This is a genomic window from Parasediminibacterium sp. HNIBRBA5674 (genome assembly GCF_056745525.1).
In genome coordinates this window covers 1-24062 of the sequence record NZ_JBQWIE010000030.1, presented here as the reverse complement: position 1 = coordinate 24062, position 24062 = coordinate 1, and the positions used below count along the sequence as shown (strand labels likewise).

The window sequence follows — 24062 nt, the reverse complement described above, 5'->3', positions numbered from 1 at the left end:
AACGCAAATACAAAACACCATGACTATTAACCAATACATAGACCATACTATTTTAAAGCCAACTACTTTAATTGCAGATATTGAAAAGCTGTGTAACGAGGCCATACAATACCAATTTGCAGCCGTATGTGTACCGCCGAATTTCATTAAACCAGCTAAAGCATTTACAAAAGACAGTAGTGTAAAAGTGGCTACTGTTATAGGTTTTCCATTTGGCTATAGCGCTATTGAAGCCAAGCTAGCAGAAGTATTGCTAGCCATTGTAGATGGTGCTGATGAATTGGATATAGTGATTAATATTTCGGCTATTAAAAACAATGATTGGGAATATTTAGCCAACGAAATCAACCACTTAATGCCAGTGATAAAACAAAATAATCGTGGCGTAAAAATCATTATTGAAAGTGGTGTTTTAACAGACGATGAAATTGTAAAGTGCTGCCAACTATACGGTGTAGCGGGTATCGATTTTCTAAAAACCTCTACAGGCTATGCAGAGAAAGGTGCTACGGTTGAGGCGGTGAAACTATTTAGAGAAAACTTGCCACCGCATGTTCAAATAAAAGCATCTGGCGGTATTAGAGATTATGCTTTTGCCAAACAACTAATTGAAGCAGGTGCTACACGTTTAGGCTGTAGTGCTAGCGTAGCTATTGTTAATGGTGAAAAAGCTGAAGGAAATTACTAGTAACAGGTTGCAGGTAACTTGAAACTTGTACCTTGAAACTTGTACTTTATCTTGCAAACGTAAAAACAACCATCTATGCAAAAAATAATAGCGCTATTGGTAGTCACTTTATTGGCATTGCAAGCAATGGCTAATGGCGATACAGTAATTGTTCGTAAAGACCCACGCTTAGACATACTTTCTGCGAAGCAAGCACAGATAAACAAGCGTAGTAGCATGATGACTAGTAGTGGCTTGTACAAAGGTTTTCGTGTGCAAGTACTGAGCACTCAAAGCCGTGGCGAAGCCTTTAAAATGAAGACAGATTTACTAACGAGATTTCCTGAGGAAAAATCATATCTTATTTTTCAATCGCCGAATTTTAAAGTTCGAGTTGGCAACTTTATTAAACGAGCCGATGCTGAAAAACTAAAGCAACAACTAATAAAACTAGTAGGACAAAACGTGTATGTAGTAGAAGATGCTATTGAATACACACCTAAAGAAGGTGAAGATATTGCTGGGTAATCCAAACCTTTCACTTTTCTCATTTCTCTTTTCACATCTCACTTTTCACATCTCACATCACTAGCTATGTTACAGCAAACCATTAAGCAATTAGCCGCACAATACGCACAAGATAATATTGCCACAAGAAGATACCTCCATGCTCACCCTGAAATAAGCTATAAAGAGTTTGAAACAAGCAAATACTTACAGCAAAAATTAACCGAGCTAGGTATTGCATTTGAAGTAATGGCAACCACAGGTATTGTAGCAACCATTAAAGGTAAAAATCCAGAAAGCCGTGTGATTGCTTTGCGTGGCGATATGGATGCCTTATTAATTTCAGAAGAAAACGAGGTCGCTTATAAATCGCAAAATGCAGGTGTGATGCATGCTTGCGGTCATGATGTACATACGACTATTATTTTAGGCGCAGCAAGAATTCTGAACGAAATAAAAGACCAATTTGAAGGCACTGTAAAACTATTATTTCAGCCGGGTGAAGAAAAGAACCCAGGTGGTGCTAGTTATATGATTCGTGATGGTGCTTTAGAAAATCCACGTCCACAAGGCATTGTTGCATTGCATGTGCATCCGGGCTTAAACGTAGGCAAACTCAGTTTTAGAAAAGGCCGTGTGATGGCTAGTGCTGATGAAATTTATATCACCATTCGTAGTAAAGGCGGCCATGCAGCAGCACCACATTTAACAGCAGATACTGTACTTATTGCTTCGCAATTAATAGTGAGCTTACAGCAAATTATTAGCCGTAACAATAATCCTACATCACCATCTGTGTTAAGCATTTGCAGTATACAAGGTGGTCACACTACTAATGTTATTCCTAGCGAAGTAAAATTGATGGGCACTTTTAGAGCTATGGATGAAGCTTGGCGTTTTAAAGCCCACGAACTGATTACCAAACAAGCCATAGGTTTGGTAGAAGCCATGGGTGCAGAAATTGATTTACTAATAGATGTGGGCTACCCTACTGTAGATAATGACCCTGTATTTACTGAAGCAGCATGGCAGCAAGCCAATGCCTTTATGGGTAAAGACAATGTAGAAGAAACCGAGCTGCGCATGGGTGCAGAAGATTTTGGGTATTATACCCAAGTTGTACCGGGCTGTTTCTTTAGATTAGGTGTTCGTAACGAGGCCGAAGGCATTGTACACAACGTACATACACCTAAGTTTAATATTGATGAAAATGCTATTGAAATTGGTGTAGGTATGATGGCTTGGCTTGGTGCAACGGTTTAAATTGTCATTCTGAGGAACGAAGAATCTGTATAAAACACCCTACAAGTCTTGGTTTTGCGGCGCGTTTTAATATTAAAAATTTATCAATTGTGAAATGGCGTAGGAAAAGTTGTAGCACGGGTTTTACTTTACAGTTTTTCAGTACTTTTTTCTGATCTCTGTTTTAACCGTATCATTTGCAATGTAAATGCCATGTTAAGATAGTAGAAGTACAACTTATATAGAAAAATAATCTATTAGCAACGCTTATTCAACATAAAAGAAGCCGAATCAGACAATTATCTGTTGCGGCTTCTTTCATGGTAAAATTTGCTATATCCTAAAATAGGTTGACACAAAAATGTTGTCATCGTTATGAATACTGGACAGTTTAGAGTGCCCAAGCGGACTCAAAAAGACGACATTTTAGCTCGCAAAATACGGGTTGTTGATGCTATAGAAAAAGGCGACTTCACATACAAAGAAGCGCAGAAGCATTATGACATACAGGGCAGAAGTACTGTTTTAATTTGGTTAATAAAGCATGGACGTTTAGAATTATAATTTTTTTGAAAAAAGATTGCCACGTAATTGGTGTAGATGAAAAGAGGTAGAAGAAGGTATTGGTAAATAATAAGCTTAGCCTTCAAATGCACATTTTGTCAGTAAGCAAATGCAATCGTAGAAAGCCTTACTGCCACAAAAAATGACGAATTTTGCCAAAACTGAAAATTTGACTTACTACAATCAGGTGGCATAATAATCGCTCCTACCACAAAAATTAATTCATTAACGTTTAAAATTAATAATTATGGCTTCTAAAAAGCTTAACATCACCCCACTACACGATAGAGTGATAGTAAAAGCAGCTGCTGCTGAAGAAAAAACTGCTGGTGGTATCATTATACCTGATACTGCTAAAGAAAAACCACAGCGTGGTGTAGTTGTTGCCGCTGGTTCTGGTAAAAAAGACGAGCCAATGACTGTTAAAGTTGGCGATACTGTATTGTACGGTAAATACGCTGGTACTGAAATCGCTGTTGAAGGTCAAGATTTATTGATCATGAGAGAGAGCGATATTTTGGCGATAGTATAGTAGCCCTGCCTTGCTGACGAAGGAAACAACTGATTAATTACTATCAGATTCTTCGTTCCTCAGAATGACAAATAACAAACTGGACGCTCAAGTGTGCGACGCAACGATGTTAAATACACATTCTACAGCTCGCAACAAAAATCTTAATTACTAATTATTAATTCTTAATTGAATAAAAATGGCAAAGCAAATTTTCTTCGACATCGAAGCAAGAAATAAGATGAAAAAAGGCGTGGACACTTTGGCCAACGCTGTAAAAGTAACTTTAGGCCCTAAAGGCAGAAACGTAGTTATTGAGAAAAAATTTGGTGCACCACAAGTAACTAAAGATGGTGTATCGGTTGCAAAAGAAATTGAACTTGAAGACCCAATTGAAAATATGGGTGCACAAATGGTGAAAGAAGTAGCTAGCAAAACCGCTGATATTGCAGGTGATGGTACTACTACTGCAACTGTATTGGCGCAATCTATTATTAGCGAAGGTTTGAAAATGGTAGCTGCTGGTGCAAATCCTATGGATTTGAAACGTGGTATTGACAAAGCTGTAAGCTTGGTGGTTGAAAACTTAAAAGGTCAAAGCCAAACTGTTGGTAACGATGCTAAAAAAATTCAACAAGTTGCTACTATCTCTGCTAACAACGATGAAACTATTGGTAAATTAATTGCCGAAGCGTTTATTAAAGTTGGTAAAGAAGGTGTAATTACTGTAGAAGAAGCAAAAGGTACTGATACAACAGTTGATATTGTTGAAGGTATGCAATTTGACAGAGGTTATATCTCTCCATACTTTGTAACTAACAGCGAGAAAATGGCTGTAGAATTACAAAACCCATACATCTTAATCTACGATAAGAAGATTTCTGCAATGAAAGATATTCTTCATATCTTAGAAAAAGTGGCTCAAAGCGGTCGTCCATTGTTAATCATTGCTGAAGATTTAGAAGGTGAAGCATTGGCAACATTGGTAGTAAACAAATTACGTGGCACTATTAAAGTGGCTGCTGTAAAAGCACCAGGTTTTGGCGATAGAAGAAAAGAAATGTTGACTGATATTGCTATTTTAACTGCTGGTACTGTGGTAAGTGAAGAGCAAGGTTACAAACTAGAAAATGCTGATTTAACGTATTTAGGTCAAGCATCTTCTGTAACTATTGATAAAGATAATACGACTGTAGTTGGTGGTAAAGGTGGTAAAAAAGAAATTACTGCTCGTGTAAATCAAATCAAATCTCAAGTTGAAAACACAACTAGCGATTACGATAAAGAAAAATTACAAGAGCGTTTAGCTAAATTGGCTGGTGGTGTTGCAGTATTGTACGTAGGTGCTGCCACAGAAGTAGAAATGAAAGAAAAGAAAGACAGAGTAGATGATGCATTACATGCAACACGTGCTGCTGTTGAAGAAGGCATTGTACCAGGTGGTGGTGTTGCCTACATTCGTGCTATTGAAAGCCTAGAACCAAAAGTAAAAGGCCAAATAGCTGATGAGCAAACTGGTATGGCTATCGTTCGCCGTGCATTAGAAGAGCCAATTCGTTGCTTAACTTCTAATGCAGGTATCGACGGTTCTATTGTTGTACAAAAAATTAAAGAAGGTAAAGGCGATTTCGGTTTTAATGCAAGAACTGAGGTTTACGAAAACTTATTTAAAGCTGGTGTTATAGACCCAACTAAAGTAAGCCGTGTAGCTTTAGAAAATGCAGCATCAATTGCTGGTATGTTGCTTACAACTGAGTGTGTAATTGCAGACAAACCTGCAAAAGAAGCAACTGGTCACAGCCATGGCGCCCCTGATATGGGCGGTATGGGTGGTTACTAGTTAGCCCCTAACCCCTAAAGGGGAATAAAATATAAAACAATCCCTGTTAGCTGAGAAGTTAATGGGGATTTTTGTTTGGGTTATATCATTACTCTATCGCCTTACAACTTGCAACACATTTACCCTAACTTGCAACTCACAAAACGTTTGCCATGTCAGCTAATTTTTCAGCTTTTAGAGCCATCATTACTAATCCTATTAAATACAAATTATTTCTGCTAAACAAGCTGCCAATGGCTTTTTTAGCGGGCTTGAAATTGCAGCAATTGCAAGAAGATGCAGCCATTGTAAGTGTAAGGTTTAAATGGTTAAATCAAAATCCTTTTCGTTCTATGTATTTTGCCGTACTAGCTATGGCGGCAGAATTAAGTACTGGCATTTTAGCCGTTGCTTTTACATACAAAAGCCAGCCTAGCGTAAGCATGTTGGTGGTAAAATGTGAGGGCGAGTTTTACAAAAAAGCTGTTGGCAATATTGTATTTACCTGCAACGATGGCTTGGCTGTACAAGCTGCCATAGCACAAACCATTGCTACCAAAGAAGGCGTTACTGTAAGCACCACATCTGTTGGCGTTAATGAACAGAATGAAGTGGTAGCCAAATTTGTGTTCACTTGGAGCTTTAAAGGTAAAGCTGCTTAGAAGGGCTCTCGCAGAAGACGCAGATAACGCAGCATAGATTTTGTTTGTCTTTTTTCACCTGCATTTTGTCGCTTTCACACAGGCTATGCGTTTCACATGAGGTCTATTTTTGTACAAACAATCATCTCATTTACTACTCAATAATTAAACATGGCCAATAAAATTCACCCTTGTCTTTGGTTTGATGGGCAAGCTAAATCAGCCGCTAGCTTTTATACTAGCATTTTCAACCATTCTAAAATTACTGCTGATACACCGATGGTGGTAACTTTTGAAATTGAAGGTTTTAAAGTAATGGGGTTAAATGGTGGGCCAATGTTTACCATTAACCCAAGTATTTCGCTGTTTGTAACCTGTGAAAGCGAAGCAGAAATAGACAGCCTTTATGCGAAACTAATAGAAGGCGGTAAAATCATGATGGCTTTAGACAAATATCCTTGGGCTGAAAAATACGCCTTCTTAACCGACCAATTTGGTGTGGTTTGGCAGTTAATGCTTACAACTTCAAGTATGGGTATGCAAAAAATTTATCCAAGTTTGTTATTTGTAGGCAATCAATTGGGTAATGCCAACGCAGCCATAAAAACCTACACAAGCATTTTTGCAAATGCTAAAACACATTCTTTAAACTTATACAATGCAGGTGAAGAAGCACCAGAAGGCTTCTTAAAATTTGGTATTTTTGAACTGAATGGTTCTTTATTTTCAGCAATGGATGGCGCAGGTAACCATGCCTTTCAATTTAATGAAGCCGTATCTTTAGTATTAGAATGTGCTAATCAAGATGAGATTGATTATTACTGGGAAAAACTAACCGCTAACGGTGGTGCAGAAAGCAGATGTGGTTGGCTGAAAGATAGCTTCGGTGTTAGTTGGCAAATTATACCAGCAAACCTAGGGCAACTGATGACTAACCCAAGTAAGGGCGGCAGAGCGATGCAAGCCCTAATGCAAATGGGTAAAATTGATATTGCGACTTTACAAAACGCTTAATTCCGGTTATTAGCACCGAAAAAGCATTTGAGTACATTATAATTGTTGCAAACTATTGCTTTAGCATTTTCACCACAATAACTATATTGCACCTTTATTTTTCTAGCCAAAAGCTGTAATACATGACCTTGGTTGATAGGCTAAAACATATAAGAATCGTTCGTTCACTAATATATGGTGTAGTGGGTGCTATCACCTACCCTGGCTTAACATTGGTAAATAAAATAGAAATTTCTGGCACTGAACACCTTAAAAACCTACCTAATCGCAATGTATTGTTTGTGAGTAACCACCAAACCTACTTTGCTGATGTAATTACTTTCATTCATATTTTTTGTGCAGTGCGCTGGCGAAAAGAAAACCGTTTGGGCTTACCTTATTACTTGCTTAATCCATTTACCAATTTATATTTTGTAGCTGCAGAAGAAACCATGAAAGGCAGCTGGATAAGCCGCTTATTTATTTTGGCTGGCGCTTTAACGGTAAAACGTACTTGGCGTGCCGAAGGTAAAGAAGTACAAAGAGGTTTAGACCCATCAGATACTAGAAAAATAAACCAAGCACTAGATAAAAGCTGGGTAATTACATTTCCTCAAGGTACTACAAAGCCTTTTGCACCTGGCAGAAAAGGCACTGCATATATCATTAAAAACAATCACCCGATAGTTATTCCTGTGGTTATTAATGGCTTTTGGCGTGCTTTTACCAAAAAAGGTTTGACGTTTAAAAAGAAAGGCTCATTGCTAACTGTTCGTTTTAAAGAACCAATGGTGATTGATTACGAACAAACAACGGAGCAAATTCTAGAACAAGTGATGGATGCAATTGAGCAAAGCAAAAAGTTTATGATGAAGGGTAAGCATCATTTAATGAATGCTTTGGACAAATAGTATCTGAACCTAGATTTTGTTGGATTAAAAAATTTTGAGAACTAGAGAAATCAACACTATTCAGCTTTGGCTAAAGTTTACCCAACCTAGTAATTCTACCGTAAAGACTTCTTGCTTACCAAACGCTTTCTTCAAAAGCTCATTTTAATCTAGCAAATCAAAAAAATCACTTAAAATCATGGTTCAGACAATCTAAACCTTTACTTTTGCCGCCAATAACTTGAAACTTAAAACTAATGGGTGCTCAATTAAAAGAGGTTCGTAACAGGATTAAAAGTGTACAGAGTACGCAGCAAATTACTAAAGCCATGAAAATGGTGAGTGCTGCAAAATTGCGTAGAGCGCAAGATGCTATTATACAGATGCGTCCGTATGCACAAAAATTGCAAGAAATGCTAAGCAATATCGTAAGTAATATTGATAGCGAAACAAGCATTGCATTGGCTGAAGAAAGAGCAATAGAAAAAGTGTTGTTGATAGTAATTACAAGCGATAGAGGTCTTGCCGGTGCTTACAACAGTAATATTGTAAAAACAGCTAAAGAAACTATTGCTACTAAATACGCTGACCAATATGCAAAAGGCAATATTACCATTTGGAATATTGGTAAAAAAGGCTGGGAAAGCATGAGTAAAAGCGGTTATAAAACCGATGCTACCTTTAAAGATATCTTCTTAAACTTAACTTTTGACAACGTACAAGCAGCAGCACAAGCGGCTGTAAAAGCGTTTGAAAATAAAGAATTTGACGCTGTGGAAATTGTTTACAGCGAGTTTAAAAACGCTGCTACACAAGCATTTAAAGCAGAACAATTTTTACCAATACCAAAGGTTGTAAAAAAAGAAAGCACTACAAAAGCTGACTTCATTTTTGAACCTGCACAAGAAATTTTGGTGGCTGAATTGATGCCTAAAATATTAAACACACAATTATATAAAGCCGTTTTAGACGCTAATGCAAGTGAGCATGGCGCTAGAATGACTGCTATGGATAAAGCTAGTGAAAACGCTAACGAGCTATTGAAAGGCTTGAAACTGAGCTACAACCGTGCAAGACAAGCAGCAATTACCACCGAATTGACTGAGATTGTAAGTGGTGCGGCTGCGTTGGAGGGCTAAGCCCCCCGCCCCTAAAGGGGTGTTAAAACAGAATATGATTATTAATCATCTTTTTCCTAACCCCCTTTAGGGTTGGGGCTAAAATTCCCCTTTAGGGGCTAGGGGCATGGAGCTTTCTGAAATTATACCACATATAGAAGTACTTGTCTTCGCAAGCGAAAAGCCTTTAACAGCTTTAGAAATTGTTGAGCTAATCAACAATGCCTTTGGCTTCATGGAAGAACGTGTGTCGATAGAGCAAGTAGAAAGTTGCATAGAAGGTATCAAGGAAAAATATAACTCAGAGTTTTATCCGTTTGAAGTAAAAGAAAGTGGTGGTGGTTTACAATTTTTAACAAAGCCTAGTTTTCATAAAACCATTGCGCAGCTTAATGGCGATAAGTTTTTAAAACGCTTATCGAATGCAGCTTTAGAAACCTTGGCTATTATTGCCTACAAGCAACCTATTACCAAGGGCGAAATAGAAAGTATTCGTGGTGTAAATAGCGATTACAGCGTACAAAAACTACTCGAAAAAGAACTGATTTTGATTGCTGGAAGAAACGAGAAAATGCCCGGTCATCCTTTGGTGTACGCTACTACAAAAAACTTCATGGATTATTTTGGTATCAACTCACCTGCTGATTTACCTAAGATTAGAGAGGTTTTAGCAGACCAAGTAGTTGAAGGCACGTTAGTAACGCCAGAAGATTTTGCAATAGAATCGCTACCTAATATCACTGAAAAGTCTGTCATTATTGTGAATGAAGATGGCGAACTAGAAATTAAGCCTAGTGATGACGAAGAAACCACAGACAACGAAGAGCAATAAGATTTAATTACACACTCAATTGGATGTTCCAATTACTGCAAGCAACAAATGGCCTCACAACTTAGCAACCAACAATTATCAGCAATAGCACAACAATTTGGTACACCTACTTATGTGTACAACGCTGATAAAATAGTAGAACAATACCAAACTTTAACTACTGCATTTGCGCAGCAAAACGTAAGAATATTTTACGCTTGCAAAGCATTAACCAATATCAATATTTTAAAGCTAATTAAAAATATTGGTGGTAATGTAGATTGTAGTTCTATTAACGAAGCTAAGTTGGCTTTACATGCAGGCTTTGAGCCAAGCCGTGTATTGTACACTAGCAATGGTATTACTTTCAGCGAAATTGAAGAAGCCCAAAGTTTGGGTATTCATATTAATATAGACAGCTTATCGAATCTAGAAAAGTTTGGTAAAAAATATGGCCACAGCTACCCTGTTGGTATTCGTTTACGACCAAACATTATGGCTGGCGGCAACTTAAAAATTTCTACAGGCCACGATAAAAGCAAATTTGGTATTCCTGTAGACCAAATTGATGAGTTGCTGAAAATTGTTGCTGACAATAATATTTTCATTAAAAATCTACACATACATACTGGCAGCGAGATTAAAGATGTAGCTGTTTTTGTAAAAGGCATAGAGGTATTGTTCGATATCATTCCTTTGTTTAAAGAACTAGAAGTAATTGATTTAGGTGGCGGCTTTAAAGTGCCGTACAAACAAGGCGATGCAGAAACAGACATTCATTTACTAGCACAAGAGGTAGGCAAAGCATTTGCTAACCATCCAAATCCTAATGGCAAACCTTTGCAAGTATGGTTTGAGCCGGGTAAATATTTGGTAAGTGAGTGCGGCTATTTAATTACAGAAGTGAGTGTATTAAAAGCTACCAAAACAACAACATTTGCAAGTGTCAACAGTGGTTTTAACCATTTGATAAGACCAATGTTTTACGATTCTTATCACAAAATAACCAATATTTCTAACCCTGAAGGCGAAGAAAAGGTATATACTATTACTGGCAATATCTGCGAGACAGACACATTTGCCACTGATAGAACTTTAAATGAAATACGTGAAGGCGATTTACTGGTATTTGCAAATGCAGGTGCTTATGGCTTTGAAATGAGTAGCAATTTTAATAGTCGCTATAAACCAGCCGAGGTTTTGGTAAAAGAAGGCGAATTTCACCTAATAAGAAGACGTGATACTTTTGAAGATTTACTTCGACATCAGTTAGAAGTTTTATAAATTCTAGAGAACAAAAAAGCCTGAGCAAACGCTCAGGCTTGGATACTTACAGGTGTAACATTCAATTACAAAGTAGCTTTGTGCGCTGCAATCGCAGATAAGTAAGCATCAATCTCTGTAATTTGTGCAGATAACAAAGCAGCATCTAACTCAGTATCTAGCAGGGCTGCTGCACCACCCTTTCTTAAACGCTCCTCTAAATTATCTTTACGATCATTTAAGCGGCGCAATTTATCTAAGTAATTCTCTTTTTGCTCGCCTGCTGGCATACCAGCAATGGCAGCTTCTGTACCTGTAATTTCAGCCTTTACCGTAATTAAGTTAATGGTAGTTTGCTGTACCACTTTCTCTTGGTCGGCTAAATCTTTACCAGAAACAGTTTGCTCAAATTGCAAATCCGTTTTACGTTCGGTAGCCTAGGCTGTGGCTTTGTCGCATTAAGCTACCGTGGTTAGTTTACTTACACTGTAACTCATAATTTTTTGTTTTAAAATTGATTAAATGTTAAATACCAGTGCCAAAATAACACACGCACTATTTACTACATGTGAAAGAAAACATAATACCGTAATTGAACATTTGTTTTTAACATTGCTTTAAAGCACCACTTGTATTTGACTACGATAAAAATTGGCTTTTGTTTGCAGTAATGCCATTTTTAGCAGTACTTGCTGTTGCGCTTGCCAGCCGTTCTTCTGCATTTTTTGTTGGGCTTGGTATGTTTGTCCTTCTAGCCAGCGCTGTTGTTTTGGGGTAGCTGGTGGGCTAGTAATAGCATATTTGTCTAAAAAAGTAAGCATGTTGGCTCCTTGCTGATAGATTGATTGCATCTGCGCTAGTTGCTTTTGCAAGGGTTGCAATTGTACCTCGCACCAAGCAGCTTGTTGTTGGTTATCGGCTAATTCTGAATCGGTAGGTTGTGGTAAGCTAGGTACTGGTAAATTGGTAAGAATTGCGTAAGTGCTAGCCAAAGCCGCTGTAGCTTTTAAAGGTAATTGCCTATTGCCAGTAGCTATATGGGTAAATACGCTATTATGAACACCCAATAAGGTAGCTAAGGCTAATTTATTAATACCTAATTTTTCGGTTACACTACTTATTAAGCTATTATCAGTCATCGCAAGAAATTTAAGTTGTCAAAATAATTATGTCAAAATTATAATTTTTGACATAATTATTTTGACAAAACTTTTTTTAAGGCTACATAGAAAAGGGCCGCCTCAAAAGGCAGCCCTATAGCAATTACGAAACAAACACTGTGTATGACGACAGTTTTTTTAAAAGATTGCCAACAGTTAGCTGGTTGGCAACCCCATTGCATTGGTTTCAGTAATGTTTTCGACTTACTGAATGATTAATCTTTGCGTTGTGCTTACACCATCTTTGGTGGTAGCCCTTACCAGGTAAGTACCACTTGGCTTACCAAACAAATTAATTACCCGTTGTAAACCCGTATTATTATCAATAGCTATAGTAGTACCCAATGAACTAATAATAGTTACCGTTGCTTTTTCCATACCTGCCGCTAACTGCACCGTTACTTTATCATGTGCTGGGTTGGGGTAAATGTGGATTTTTGTTGCTGTGGCATCAAAAACTGTTGTGGAGTTTTTTGATGTAAGTATAGACTTTCCAAAAGGAAAGTATGGAACGTTACCCCAGTTACTTGCACAACCACCTTTGTATTGAATTGATAAACCTATTCTTTGTGGATTTTTTCCAACAAGGCTAAAGTTGCTGAATGTATTTCCAGTTCGAGAATAGCTAAAACTTGTAGATACTTGAACCCCATCTAAAAACCATGTAAGTGATGCTATATTGTTTTGGTTATCGGCAGTAAAAGTTTCACCACCAGAACAACCAATACGACCACAAATCCACGAACGATCGTATGAACATGATGCTGCCGTAAAGAAATTAACTGTTATAGATTTTGAAACAGTTGTGCCACAACCGCCAGGTGCATAAAAAATTGTTGCTGTGCCAGCTGCAATAGCAGTTACCAACCCGTTACTATTTACAGTTGCAATGCTTGTGTTATCACTGTACCAAGTGCCGCCAGAAATTGCATGACTAAATTGTGTTGTACCGCCACTGCAAGCAATACCATAACCACCGATAGATGTTACTGGTGGTGTAGTATTTACTGTTATTACAATTGATGAAGCGGTATTACTATATCCTGTAGCATTATTGAGTGTATAGGTAACAGTTGCAGTACCAGCGGTATTGGCCGTAACCAAACCTGTGGTACTTACAGTTGCTACACCTAAGTTTGAACTTGACCAAGTGCCACCAGAAATTGTATTACTTAATTGTGTAGCAGTACCACTACATACAATAGTGTTACCAGTAATAGGTGGTACAGGTGGCAATGTTGGCCCACTACTTGAAGTGCATCCATTTGCATTTGTAACAATTAAGCCTGTGCTACCTATATTATTGCTAGAGGTTAGAATAGGTTGGCAAGTACTATAATTTGCAGTATTAATAAAGTTCTGATACCATTTATAACTCGTACTGCTGCAATCAACTGGGCGTAATATGAAAGCGTCACATCCACCACAATATTGTGTAATTGTTATTGCCGCGCTTGGTAAAGCATTTACGGTTACACTTGTTGTAGCAGAAGTTGCAGCACAGTTACTAGAATTTGTAACTGTAACTATATAATTACCAGAAGTAGAAGCATTGATTGATTGCGTAGTTGCACCTGTACTCCATAAATAACTACTTCCAGCGCTTGCAGTAAGCGTTACTGAGCCACCTTGGCAAAAAGTAGTTGCACCACTTGCTGATATTGTAGCTGCTGGCAATGTATTTACGATAACAGTTGTTATACCAGAAGTGGCAGTACAGCTACTAGCATTAGTAACTGTAACTGTATAGTTACCAGAAGTGGAAGCATTGATAGATTGCGTAGTTGCACCTGTACTCCACAAATAACTACTACCGGTACTGGCGGTAAATATTACTGAATTACCTTGACAAAACGTAGTGGGGCCGTTTGCTGTAATTGTTGCTGTAGGTAACGCATTTACGATAACAGTTATTATACCAGAAGTGGCAGTACAGCTACTAGCATTAGTAACTGTAACTGTATAGTTACCAGAAGTGGAAGCATTGATAGATTGCGTAGTTGCACCTGTACTCCACAAATAACTACTACCGGTACTGGCGGTAAATATTACTGAATTACCTTGACAAAACGTAGTGGGGCCGTTTGCTGTAATTGTTGCTGTAGGTAACGCATTTACGATAACAGTTGTTACAGCAGACGTAGCCGAACAGCCACTCGCGTTCGTAACAATAACTGAATAATTGCCCCCAGTAGATACATTGATAGATTGCGTAGTTAAACCTGTACTCCATAAATAACTACTTCCAGCGCTTGCAGTAAGCGTTACTGAGCCACCTTGGCAAAACGTAGTTGCACCACTTGCTGATATTGTAGCAGTTGGCAATGCATTTACGGTTACGGTAGTGGACGCAACTGCCGAACAGCCGCTAGTATTAGTTACTGTGTAGGTAATGGTAGCTGTTCCAGCTGCTATACCAGTAACCAAACCTGTGCTGTTTACATTTAAAATATTATTAGCCGAGCTAAACCAACTACCATTACTGGTGGTATTGCTTAGTTGTATGGTGCTGCCAGTGCATACATTATTTGCACCAGTAATAGCGGTTACAGTTGGCAATGCATTTACTTTTATTGTAGTTGATGCAACAGATGGGCAAGCACTATTGCTGGTATTGTTAAATGTATAATTAATGGTAGCTGTGCCAGTCACTAAACCTGTAACTAAACCTGTAGTGCTTACGGTTGCAATAGCGGTATTGCTGCTAGACCATGTGCCACCAGTTGTACTATTGGCCAATTGCAAAGTAGTGCCAATGCATATACTATCTTTTGTACTTGGGGTAACGCCTGGTACCCAGTTTGAGGTAGAGCCGGTTAGTGCAAAATTGTTAAGTATGCCATTGTTTGTAGTATTAACCAAATTGGGTAGCGATGTTACGCCTGTATTGGTAGCACAAGGTGTGCCTTGATTACAATTAAAATAACTCACCAAATTAGCTTCAGTACCAGATAGTTCAGTATTCATAGCAGCTTGTATTTGCCCTTGTGTGCGAGCTACATTCCAAATGCGAACTTCATCAATAGTACCATTAAAATACCTGCCCCCGTTCCAAGAACCAATAGTATAGGGTAAGCTAGCAGGAATGGTAATAAAGCTACCAGTGGTAACCGTATTATCTAAAACACCATTTACATAAAACTGTAGCTTTTGTGCAATTTTAGAATATACTACCGCTACATGGTACCAAGTATTGTTGCTAAAGGTGGTAGTAAATGTGCCAGTTGGACCACCATTGATACCAAAAACAAGTTTGCCATTTGAAAATTGAAAATGGACATAGCCAGATGCCCAGCCATTATGATTTAAAATTACATTGAAACTAGTTGCGCTTAATATTGTAGGCTTAACCCATGCTTCATAAGTAAGTTCGCTAGTGGCTGCGTAGCCATTTGCAACGGCTACATTATCATTTACTCCATCAAAATTTAAGGCATTGCCTAGTTGTGCTGGCTGTGCGGTAATGCTTGGGTTGTAGGTGGTTTGCCAAACGGTATTATCTTGTTTTAAAAAATACAAATCGCTACTGTTGGCTACATCCAATTCTATTATTGGGTTGGTTGGGCTACCATCTAGTATATTAATCCAGTTATAGCCATTGTAGCTATATACATTATCATCAATACCAATAATGCATAGTGTACCATCGCTACCTGCACCAATTTTTTTGGCTTTGCCAGTTATTTGTACAAAAGCATCGGTAACAGTATTCCATTCCCAAATATTGTTAGCCAAATCTACATAATATACTGTTCCATTAGCATCTATTGCAATTTCTTGGGCAGTATTTGCATTGCTACCCAATTGGTACCAAGTGGCAGTTGCACTATTATATGCATATACCAAATTATTGGTACCTATGCAGGCCAGTTGTATATAGCTATCTCTGTCTGCATCACCACTTTGCCCACCAGCTGCTATTTTTTTTGCAACTTGGCTAGATTGTACTACGAAAGTATTGGTGGTGGTATTATAAGTATAAATATTACCGTAAGTGGGACCCAAAAAATAAGCATTACCATCAGGATCAACAGCTACATCGGTAAAGCCACCACCAAGGCTAGTATAGGTATTACTAGCACTATTATACAAAGAAGCGCCGTTGTTAGTAGCTATTATATAAGTATTGTTACCATTTGTAGCTATTTTTTTAGCAGTACCAGCCAATTGGCTAATGCTGTTGTATTGTAATACATCTTGGCTAAGGGTAGCACCTGCATTGGTGTAAAAGCCAGTGGTATTTACTACTAAATCTGCTGGGGTTAGTGTTGCAGAGCTAGTAGCTTGTAAGCTAATGCCGCTACTACTAGCTTGGGTACTTATGGTGTACTTAGAATCTCGTAACCCATTGTTTTGTAAAAACTGAATATAGTCTAACGGCTCATCGGTACTTAACCAGCGTTGTGCATAGCCGTTACCTCCTGCAAGAAGACCACCTTGTAAAAAACTCTTGTTCCACCTATTATCCGTCTGATCTTGTCTAGGAAGGACATCGCCTTTTACTTTTGAGTAGTCATATAATTTGCTTGGCAAGGTGTAGCAACAGGTGCCATATTGACCATCAAAAAAACTACCTGTGTAATCTGGAGAGCCTTTTGCATCCCTTAAAGTATGAAAAGTGCCTATTTTATAGTAAGCACCATAGCCAGAAGCCATTTGGTTCATTTCCAAGTATCTGGAGTTATTATCGCCAAATGCACCTTCCTTTACATCTACCTCTGCAGTTGTAAAATAGGGCTTAGCACGTATAGCATCAAATGCTTGTAACATAGGTATTTTGTTTACCTGATTAGTGGTAAACATGGGAATTAAGTTAAGTAATCTAGTAGGATAATAATTATTACTGGTAACTGCCATTTTCACTTTTTCTTCAAAAACCTTTAATGGGTCTAACCCCTTTTTAAAACTTTTTGCACTGTATATAGCATCTGCATTTAACTTAAAAACTACCCATTTATTGGCCCCCAATGCTGTAACTACACTTAAACATTCGAAAGCAGCATCAAGAGATTTAATATCCAATGCTAGTACCATATCGTAATTTCTGTCTTGTATAAATTTGATAGCATCCCATAATGTAGCCATTTGATATAGGCTAGGATCTGCGCCGGGTACTTTAGTGTAATTAAATTCAAAATCGCTGTTATCAGGCTTAATAAGTACTGAACGGCAGGTTAGCTGCTGCATCTCACTTGCTGTAAGTTGGCCAGTTGATTGATTATTAACGTCAAATTCATTTGATGCAACATTTGGGTTAAAATTTACATTCGTCATTCGCCCTACGGTTTTATCGTGGCTTAGCATGGGTACATTATCCTTAGATAATTTAATATCTAATTCTAGAGCCTCAACGCCTAACTTGTTAGTAGCTTGAATAGCACCTAGCGTGTTTTCAGGAAAATAATAAGTAGTGCCATTGTAATTAAGCCCACAACTACGAGGGAAAGCCCCCCTGTGTGCAAATATTACTACGTGTTTATCGCCTGGCGTTGTACTTTTTAAATAGCCCATTATGGCTGCTTGTTTTGGCCCTAAAAACCCAGCTGGAGTTTGGGCTAAGTTGGTAATAGCGTATAGCAGCATGGCTATAAATAACATTGTTTGTTTCATTTTGTGTGGGGGGCTTTTATTGTTTGTTAAAAAATATTTGGGTATGTAGTACAGCTTGCTAAATAGCAGTGGTTACTGTTGTATTCGTAAGATATTTATTATTTGTGCAATTAGTTGTATAGCATGGTATATATTAAATACAGGGGTAAATAGAAAAAGTAGGGTATGTTGATATTATGTAAACGTTACCAAAAAATGGTGCAAGCCATTTAAAGAAAGAGTAATAATTAAATATAATATATTAAATTTATTTGTCAATATGAATTTACCACTATTATTTTTTTGACAATTTTCTTTTTGACAGACTTTTTTTAGCAATGTTAGAAACTGATATTGCAGATAATAACTGCCTGAGCAAAATTGTAAAACAATAAGGCTAATACATAAAAAGAGAGGGCAAAAACATACCCCCTCGTACAATTGAATAATAACAGTTTATGAATAGCCACTTAACATGTCTTTTTTGTAGCTATATTAAAGTCATGGCTTATTAAAAAATTCGTGCAACTCTTTTAGCTTATCGGTGTTAATAATGTCGACACCTGCTTTTAAAAGCACTAGCCAAGCGGTTTCTACATCGGGTATTGCCCAAAAGCGTAGTCGCTTACCTTCTTGGTGGGTTCTTTCGGCCAATATTTTTATTTTTACAAGATCGTTTTTGGGTATGTCGCCTGTTCCATCCCACTTACTTATTTTTTTAAATGTTTGACTAATTACAGGCATGGCTGCTTGAGTATACCCCTTACCCAAATCGTCTGGTCTGCCATCCACACCAATATTGCTGGTACTATCTTGTGCAACAAAATGTAGGTCCTGAAAACTGGTTAAAAACACTTTAAAGTGCTGATTATTGGCAAGCTGCGGATACTGCGCTAATTGTGAACGTAAAACTTGATAAATAGAATCGGCGTTAGATTTTAGGTCAATCATCAAATAGAAAACACCATCAAATTTTTTATACACACTGCCTTTATTTTTTTTAATGATGCTTTGCAATGGGTTTAAGTACAACTCTTTTAAAGTAATGCCTTTTAGGTTGGTGGGCCTTTCGTGCGCTACATATAACTCGCCATCTATTAAATACACATCTGCCTCTACACTTGTAAAGCCATAGCCAAGTGCATCAAATAATGGATGTTCGTGTTCATAATCGTTGTGAGCATGGGCTTTGGTAAGCGGTGTAACTTGGCAAAAAGTGGTAGCGAGTATTAAGCCGCAAAATAGTGTAAGCAATATTCTAGACATATTCTTAATATTTTAGTAGCCAGTGTTTTGAGGAAAATTGGCGGGGTTATTAATAACGCTTATCTCGTTTTGTGGTATGGCATATAAATATTGGTAAGGCATTATATTAATACCTACATTAGCCATTGCTGGTATGGCTTGCTCGGTGCGCACCAAATCAAACCATCGGTCGTATTCTAAAGCCAACTCTAATCGTCTCTCGGCCCAAACTGCAGTTCTAAAACTTCCTTGGTTAGTAATACTGGTTGCCGTAAGTGAAGGGATGCCTGCCCTTGTGCGTATTTGGTTTAAATAGGTAAATGCCTCACCATTGGCTATATACCCAATTTCATTTAACGCTTCTGCGTATAGCAACAATACATCAGCATAGCGTATTACAGGGAAGTCGTTACCAGTTTCGCTAGCTATCACTACATCTGCGAATTTAGCTGGAACTTTAATATTAGTACCTGTAGTGCTAATGGTATAAATAAGTGGCAGGCGTTTATCTTGCTTTAAGTAAGCATTTTTTAAACTAGTTTCTACCACGCTGTCTTGCCCTGCATTATTACCATTATACCAAAGCGGATGCCCTTCGCTGGTACTGGCACTCTTGTACTTTATAGCAAATACAATTTCTGCATTGTTTTTATTAGTTACACTAAACACATTTGCAATGGCTGGTAAAATTTGGTAGGTATTGGCATCTATCACTTGCTTTAAAATGATAGCAGCTTCAGCATATTTTTTTTGATACATGTACACTTTGCCCAATAAGGCTTTTGCGCTACCAGACGTAGCTCGGCCAATATCGTTGCCTGTATATTTTACTGACAAATTGTTATAGGCAAATGTGAGGTCGGTTTCTATTTGGCTGTACACATCGGTTACGGCATTTCTAGTTACTTTTTTGGCTTCATCGCTGGTTAATTCTTGCAATACTATTGGCACTTTGCCCCAAAGCCTAGTGGCATTAAAGTAGCATAACGCACGTATAAAAGCAGCTTCGCCTTTTAGCCTGTTTTTAGACGAATCGTCTATTACAATACCATCAATTTTATTAATAACATTATTACAATAATTAATGGTGGCATAAATATCTAGCCAAGCATCGTTTAATACGCTATTGCTAGTACCTTCAGTAAACTTATCAATATTGTAATACAAGCCAGAGTTGGTAGACGATTTATTGTCTACCACATTATCGGACCGAGTTTCCATTAACGTTAAAAATAAATAGCCATATTGCGCATTTTGCTGCAACTCGCCATAAGCACCATTTACTGCAACTATAAAATCGTTTTTAGTTTTGTAAAAATTGGCTGTTGCAGTGTTTGATTGCGGTTTTAAGTCTAAAAAATCTTTACCACAACCAGAAAGTATCAATACAATGGCGGCCACAACTAACTGATATTTTTTATTCATTATAAAATAGTTTTCTAAAATAATTTATAAGTTGATGGTTGCGCCAATGGTTATTTTTTTAGATAGTGGGTAAGTGCCATAATCTTCACCAGCAGAGGTTGCATTGTCGGGTCTGCCATTAACTTCGGGGTTATAGCCAGTGTATTTAGTAATTGTAAAAGGGTTTTGCAGGGTACAATAAAAACGCATGCTTTTAATACCTGTTTTGCCCAGCCTTTTAGTACCTGGCGTATATGCCAGTTTTACATTTTGAACCCTTATAAAAGAGCCGTCTTCTATATGCCATGTAGAAATTTGTGCATTACTGCCCGTAGGACTTCGGTTAGCACGGTTTACCAATCCATTGCCAGGTTCAGCTTCAGAACGCCACCTGTTTACAGCATCTGCCATTTGGTTCATATTACCATCTATATTAAAAAGATAGCGTCTGTTTAAATTAAGTATTTGATTGCCTTGAACACCTTGTATGGTAAATCCTAAGTTGAAATTGCTGTACGTAAAGCTATTGGTGATGCCAAATGTATATTTTGGCTGATAGTTGCCTGTTTCAGCTATATCCTTATCTAGATTTATTTGCCCATCACCATCTACATCTACAAATCTAAAATCGCCTGGCTTGCTTGAGGGCAAGTGTGGGTAGGCATCCAATTCTTTTTGATTTTTAAATACCCCATCAACTTTTACAGTATAATAATTACCTATAGCACCGCCTACCCTAGTAATAAATCTAGTGGCACTAGTACCGCCAACATCTATAATGGGGGTATTAAACTCATCAAGCGCCGTTACAGTATTTTTATTGGTGGCTACATTAATACTGGAGTTCCATTGAAATTTGCCTTTCAAATTTTTTGTAGTAAGGGTAATTTCGTAACCTTTATTATTTACTTTACCAATGTTTTTAAGCACCGTTCTAAAGCCAGTAAGTTGTGGCACATTTACATTTAACAATAAATCAGATGTATTACTATTATAATGCTCAGCTATTATAGACAATCTATTATTAAAGAAACTGGCTTCTATAGCCAAATTAAACATGGCTGTTTTCTCCCAACTTAGGTTATTGTTACCCAACGTACTGGGTGCTAAACCACTTGCTGTTGCATTGTTACCTAGTACATAATTATTAGAGCCTAGCAAACCAAATGCACCATAATTGGGTATTTGAAAATTACCAGTAAGCCCATAACTAACTTTTATTTTAAGGTCGCTAATACCTTTTATTTTCTTCATAAAAGCTTCATCTACAACACGCCAAGCTGCTGATACTGAAGGAAAATAGCCCCACTTGTTATTATTGCCAAACCTTGAGGAACCGTCGGCACGAATAGAGGCAGACAGCAAGTATCTGTTTTTAAAATCGTACTGTAACCTCCCTAAATAAGAAAGCAGCGACCAATGCTGAATGGTAGAACCACCAGAGTTAACACCGCCAGCGTTTAGCGTTTGTACCAAATCATTAGGGAAGTTTCTTGCTGTTAAGTAATTGTAATCTTGCCTTTCTTTTTGTGCTGTGTAACCTAGTAATACATTAATAGTATGTAAGTTATTAATTTTAGTTTTGTAATCAATAGTATGTTCAATTATCCAATTAGCATACTGTTGCGTTCTAGAAATACCAGTTGGTATGGTGGCACCTATGGCATCACGAACTTCTAAGTAGGATGGTCTGTAATAATCTCTTCTAAAACCATTTAAATCTGCATTAAAAGCAATTTTGTATTTCAAGCCTTTTATTACTTCATACTCGCAAAAAGTGCTTCCTAAAATTCTAGTTTGTTGCAAACGGTCTTTTATTTCTAATGCCATTGCTACAGGATTTAAAACCCCAGTAGTGCCATAGCCTTGGTTATTATTATCTGTATTGTAAGAACCATCGGAATTGTACACAGGGTAAATGGGTGATGCAATCTGCGCCAACCCTATAATGCCTTCATCAAAATATGGTCCTTCTGAATTAATTAAATTATGGTTTGTGTAAGACGGATTGATATTAATACCATAATGAAAACGCTTGTATGTTGCATCAATATTTGTTCTAAAAGTATAACGCTTGTATGCAGAGCCAATAACAACACCGTTCTGCTCTAAATAATTGCCAGATATAAAATAGTTAACATTGTTTGCCCCACCTGACACTGAAATGGTATGATTTTGCATGGGCGCGTTACGAAAAATTTGGTCTTGCCAATCGGTATTTTGTTAAGCCTTTTACCCCTTGTAAATAAGGTAATAAATTAGTGGGTATTTGTCCTGAAACTGGACGACTTGCATTTGGATCATTTACGCTACCACTAGGGTTAGCATCTAAATAGGCATTGTTTCTTGCATCTGCCACCATTTGGGCATATTGGTAAGCATCCAGCATGATAATTTTTTTACTTATCGACTGTACACTATAATACCCATTGTAACTAAGTAGAGGCTTACCTTGCTTACCTTTTTTTGTAGTAATTAGTACCACACCATTAGAACCCCTAGACCCATAAATAGCAGCGGCAGCAGCATCTTTTAGTACATCGATGGTTTCAATATCGTCTACATTTAAAGTACTTAAAACATTTACTGGATTATCGGCATAGCCAGCACCTACTGTAATACTACCTGTTGCATTTTTAATATCATCTGATAATGGTACACCATCCACCACATACAATGGATCGTTGCCAGCACTAATAGAACCCAACCCACGAATACGGATAGCCAAAGCTGCCCCAGGTGCACCGGAAGTTTGTAACACCCTTACACCAGCCACTTTACCAGCTATCGCTTGGTCAAAACTAGAAACTGCCTGTTCTTTTAGGTCATCACTTTTAATAGATGCTACTGAGCCCGTAACCTTTGCTTTTGCTTGCGTGCCATAGCCTACAACTACTACATCGGTTAATATGGCAGCAACATCTTTTAATTTTACAATTAATGTAATGGTTTCACCGTCTTTTACTGAGTACCCAGTAAGTACCTGCGTTTCGTAACCAACATTTGAGAATTGAAAACTAAATCCCTTACCTCTTGGTAGCTTATTAAACCTAAACACACCTTTCTCATCGGTAATGGTGCTATTAGTATACTTAGTTTTCGAATTTGTAATAGTAATGGTAACTGAAGGCAGCGCTTTACCATCTAAATCTTGAACTACGCCTACTACTGAACTTATGGGCTGCGCCCAAGTGGTACTGCAAAAAAATAATAAAAGCAATATTACCCACCATTGCCTGCTATGCAATATGATATTTTGTGGTAGCATATAAATTTTAAATAGCCGTTGATTTATCATCCCTTGTTTATGTAATAAAATACTAGCGATAGTAATTTGGTTATCGTTGCACAGCTATCTATAGCTACTGTGTACTATAACAATATCATACTAGCATTGCTAACAACCGGCTCAGCAAAAAATAAGCGTTGCCAAGCCAATCATTAGCTGTATGCTACTGTTAAATAAAGCGGATATTAGTAGATTTATCTCTCTATTTCGGCTCTTTCTCTTCCCACCTCCTTATCTCATGCCTCTTTACCTTTATTCTTCTTTTCTTTCATTTTTTTAGCCCCGTAACCAACACCTGCGGCTACTAGTAAGCTTAGGCCGCCATCTATGGGTACAGTTTCGCCTGGAT

The 24062-nt window shown here is 37.7% G+C and carries 19 protein-coding genes and 1 pseudogene; 12 read left to right on the top strand and 8 right to left on the bottom strand.

The features are described from left to right. Positions 1 to 19: 19 nt before the first annotated feature. The 12 genes and pseudogenes from deoC (at position 20) to lysA (ending at position 11047) form a co-directional block, all read left to right on the top strand. Positions 20 to 688 (top strand): deoxyribose-phosphate aldolase, encoded by a 669-nt coding sequence (gene deoC, locus ACT9TX_RS14160; RefSeq protein WP_481339189.1) that lies wholly within the window; start codon positions 20 to 22, stop codon positions 686 to 688. A 75-nt stretch (positions 689 to 763) separates the two neighbouring features. After that, entirely contained in the window at positions 764 to 1195 is a 432-nt protein-coding gene (locus ACT9TX_RS14155) for an SPOR domain-containing protein (RefSeq protein ID WP_481339188.1), read from the top strand. A gap of 66 nt (positions 1196 to 1261) precedes the next feature. Continuing rightward, positions 1262 to 2437, top strand: a complete 1176-nt coding sequence (locus ACT9TX_RS14150; protein ID WP_481339187.1) for a M20 metallopeptidase family protein — start codon at positions 1262 to 1264, stop codon at positions 2435 to 2437. A 354-nt stretch (positions 2438 to 2791) separates the two neighbouring features. Next, positions 2792 to 2974 (top strand): annotated as a pseudogene (locus ACT9TX_RS14145) (hypothetical protein); the annotation flags it as partial. Positions 2975 to 3227: 253 nt separating this feature from the next. Beyond that, a complete protein-coding gene (locus tag ACT9TX_RS14140; RefSeq protein ID WP_379013650.1) occupies positions 3228 to 3512 on the top strand; it encodes a co-chaperone GroES in 285 nt (94 codons plus the stop codon). Between the two features lie 178 nt (positions 3513 to 3690). Next, positions 3691 to 5331, top strand: a complete 1641-nt coding sequence (gene groL / locus ACT9TX_RS14135; protein WP_481339185.1) for a chaperonin GroEL — start codon at positions 3691 to 3693, stop codon at positions 5329 to 5331. Between the two features lie 152 nt (positions 5332 to 5483). Further along, positions 5484 to 5972, top strand: a complete 489-nt coding sequence (locus ACT9TX_RS14130; RefSeq protein ID WP_481339183.1) for a thioesterase — start codon at positions 5484 to 5486, stop codon at positions 5970 to 5972. A 150-nt stretch (positions 5973 to 6122) separates the two neighbouring features. Next, positions 6123 to 6965 (top strand): VOC family protein, encoded by an 843-nt coding sequence (locus ACT9TX_RS14125; RefSeq protein WP_481339181.1) that lies wholly within the window; start codon positions 6123 to 6125, stop codon positions 6963 to 6965. A 122-nt stretch (positions 6966 to 7087) separates the two neighbouring features. Continuing rightward, positions 7088 to 7855 (top strand): lysophospholipid acyltransferase family protein, encoded by a 768-nt coding sequence (locus ACT9TX_RS14120; RefSeq protein WP_481339179.1) that lies wholly within the window; start codon positions 7088 to 7090, stop codon positions 7853 to 7855. A 236-nt stretch (positions 7856 to 8091) separates the two neighbouring features. Then, positions 8092 to 8973 carry an ATP synthase F1 subunit gamma gene (atpG, locus tag ACT9TX_RS14115; RefSeq protein WP_481339177.1) on the top strand — a complete coding sequence of 294 codons (882 nt, stop codon included), beginning with the start codon at positions 8092 to 8094 and terminating at the stop codon, positions 8971 to 8973. Between the two features lie 106 nt (positions 8974 to 9079). Next, positions 9080 to 9784 (top strand): SMC-Scp complex subunit ScpB, encoded by a 705-nt coding sequence (scpB, locus tag ACT9TX_RS14110; protein ID WP_481339175.1) that lies wholly within the window; start codon positions 9080 to 9082, stop codon positions 9782 to 9784. 48 nt (positions 9785 to 9832) lie between these two features. After that, positions 9833 to 11047: a diaminopimelate decarboxylase gene (gene lysA / locus ACT9TX_RS14105; RefSeq protein WP_481339173.1), complete on the top strand. Its 1215-nt coding sequence runs from the start codon at positions 9833 to 9835 to the stop codon at positions 11045 to 11047. Positions 11048 to 11112: 65 nt separating this feature from the next. On the opposite strand, the gene ACT9TX_RS14100 is transcribed toward lysA, so the two are convergent. The 8 genes from ACT9TX_RS14100 to ACT9TX_RS14065 all read right to left on the bottom strand — a co-directional run bounded on the left by ACT9TX_RS14100 (position 11113) and on the right by ACT9TX_RS14065 (position 24042). After that, positions 11113 to 11442, bottom strand: a complete 330-nt coding sequence (locus ACT9TX_RS14100) for a hypothetical protein (RefSeq protein WP_481339171.1) — start codon at positions 11440 to 11442, stop codon at positions 11113 to 11115. Between the two features lie 201 nt (positions 11443 to 11643). Beyond that, positions 11644 to 12165 (bottom strand): hypothetical protein, encoded by a 522-nt coding sequence (locus ACT9TX_RS14095; protein WP_481339169.1) that lies wholly within the window; start codon positions 12163 to 12165, stop codon positions 11644 to 11646. Positions 12166 to 12390: 225 nt separating this feature from the next. Continuing rightward, positions 12391 to 17796 (bottom strand): LamG-like jellyroll fold domain-containing protein, encoded by a 5406-nt coding sequence (locus ACT9TX_RS14090; RefSeq protein WP_481339167.1) that lies wholly within the window; start codon positions 17794 to 17796, stop codon positions 12391 to 12393. A 480-nt stretch (positions 17797 to 18276) separates the two neighbouring features. Then, entirely contained in the window at positions 18277 to 19041 is a 765-nt protein-coding gene (locus ACT9TX_RS14085) for a PI-PLC domain-containing protein (RefSeq protein WP_481339165.1), read from the bottom strand. Positions 19042 to 19053: 12 nt separating this feature from the next. Next, on the bottom strand, positions 19054 to 20445 hold the full coding sequence (locus tag ACT9TX_RS14080) for a RagB/SusD family nutrient uptake outer membrane protein (protein ID WP_481339163.1): 1392 nt from the start codon (positions 20443 to 20445) through the stop codon (positions 19054 to 19056). A 24-nt stretch (positions 20446 to 20469) separates the two neighbouring features. Continuing rightward, entirely contained in the window at positions 20470 to 22605 is a 2136-nt protein-coding gene (locus ACT9TX_RS14075) for a SusC/RagA family TonB-linked outer membrane protein (RefSeq protein ID WP_481339161.1), read from the bottom strand. A 7-nt stretch (positions 22606 to 22612) separates the two neighbouring features. After that, positions 22613 to 23692 (bottom strand): TonB-dependent receptor plug domain-containing protein, encoded by a 1080-nt coding sequence (locus ACT9TX_RS14070; RefSeq protein ID WP_481339159.1) that lies wholly within the window; start codon positions 23690 to 23692, stop codon positions 22613 to 22615. A 257-nt stretch (positions 23693 to 23949) separates the two neighbouring features. Continuing rightward, a complete protein-coding gene (locus ACT9TX_RS14065) occupies positions 23950 to 24042 on the bottom strand; it encodes a PID-CTERM protein-sorting domain-containing protein (protein ID WP_481339238.1) in 93 nt (30 codons plus the stop codon). Positions 24043 to 24062 lie beyond the last annotated feature (20 nt).

Coding starts and splice junctions, on each gene's coding strand:
- deoC (WP_481339189.1), top strand. CDS start 20: ATGACTATTAACCAATACATAGACCATACTATTTTAAAGCCAACTACT.
- ACT9TX_RS14155 (WP_481339188.1), top strand. CDS start 764: ATGCAAAAAATAATAGCGCTATTGGTAGTCACTTTATTGGCATTGCAA.
- ACT9TX_RS14150 (WP_481339187.1), top strand. CDS start 1,262: ATGTTACAGCAAACCATTAAGCAATTAGCCGCACAATACGCACAAGAT.
- ACT9TX_RS14140 (WP_379013650.1), top strand. CDS start 3,228: ATGGCTTCTAAAAAGCTTAACATCACCCCACTACACGATAGAGTGATA.
- groL (WP_481339185.1), top strand. CDS start 3,691: ATGGCAAAGCAAATTTTCTTCGACATCGAAGCAAGAAATAAGATGAAA.
- ACT9TX_RS14130 (WP_481339183.1), top strand. CDS start 5,484: ATGTCAGCTAATTTTTCAGCTTTTAGAGCCATCATTACTAATCCTATT.
- ACT9TX_RS14125 (WP_481339181.1), top strand. CDS start 6,123: ATGGCCAATAAAATTCACCCTTGTCTTTGGTTTGATGGGCAAGCTAAA.
- ACT9TX_RS14120 (WP_481339179.1), top strand. CDS start 7,088: ATGACCTTGGTTGATAGGCTAAAACATATAAGAATCGTTCGTTCACTA.
- atpG (WP_481339177.1), top strand. CDS start 8,092: ATGGGTGCTCAATTAAAAGAGGTTCGTAACAGGATTAAAAGTGTACAG.
- scpB (WP_481339175.1), top strand. CDS start 9,080: ATGGAGCTTTCTGAAATTATACCACATATAGAAGTACTTGTCTTCGCA.
- lysA (WP_481339173.1), top strand. CDS start 9,833: ATGGCCTCACAACTTAGCAACCAACAATTATCAGCAATAGCACAACAA.
- ACT9TX_RS14095 (WP_481339169.1), bottom strand. CDS start 12,165: ATGACTGATAATAGCTTAATAAGTAGTGTAACCGAAAAATTAGGTATT.
- ACT9TX_RS14090 (WP_481339167.1), bottom strand. CDS start 17,796: ATGAAACAAACAATGTTATTTATAGCCATGCTGCTATACGCTATTACC.
- ACT9TX_RS14085 (WP_481339165.1), bottom strand. CDS start 19,041: ATGTCTAGAATATTGCTTACACTATTTTGCGGCTTAATACTCGCTACC.
- ACT9TX_RS14080 (WP_481339163.1), bottom strand. CDS start 20,445: ATGAATAAAAAATATCAGTTAGTTGTGGCCGCCATTGTATTGATACTT.
- ACT9TX_RS14075 (WP_481339161.1), bottom strand. CDS start 22,605: ATGCAAAATCATACCATTTCAGTGTCAGGTGGGGCAAACAATGTTAAC.
- ACT9TX_RS14070 (WP_481339159.1), bottom strand. CDS start 23,692: ATGCTACCACAAAATATCATATTGCATAGCAGGCAATGGTGGGTAATA.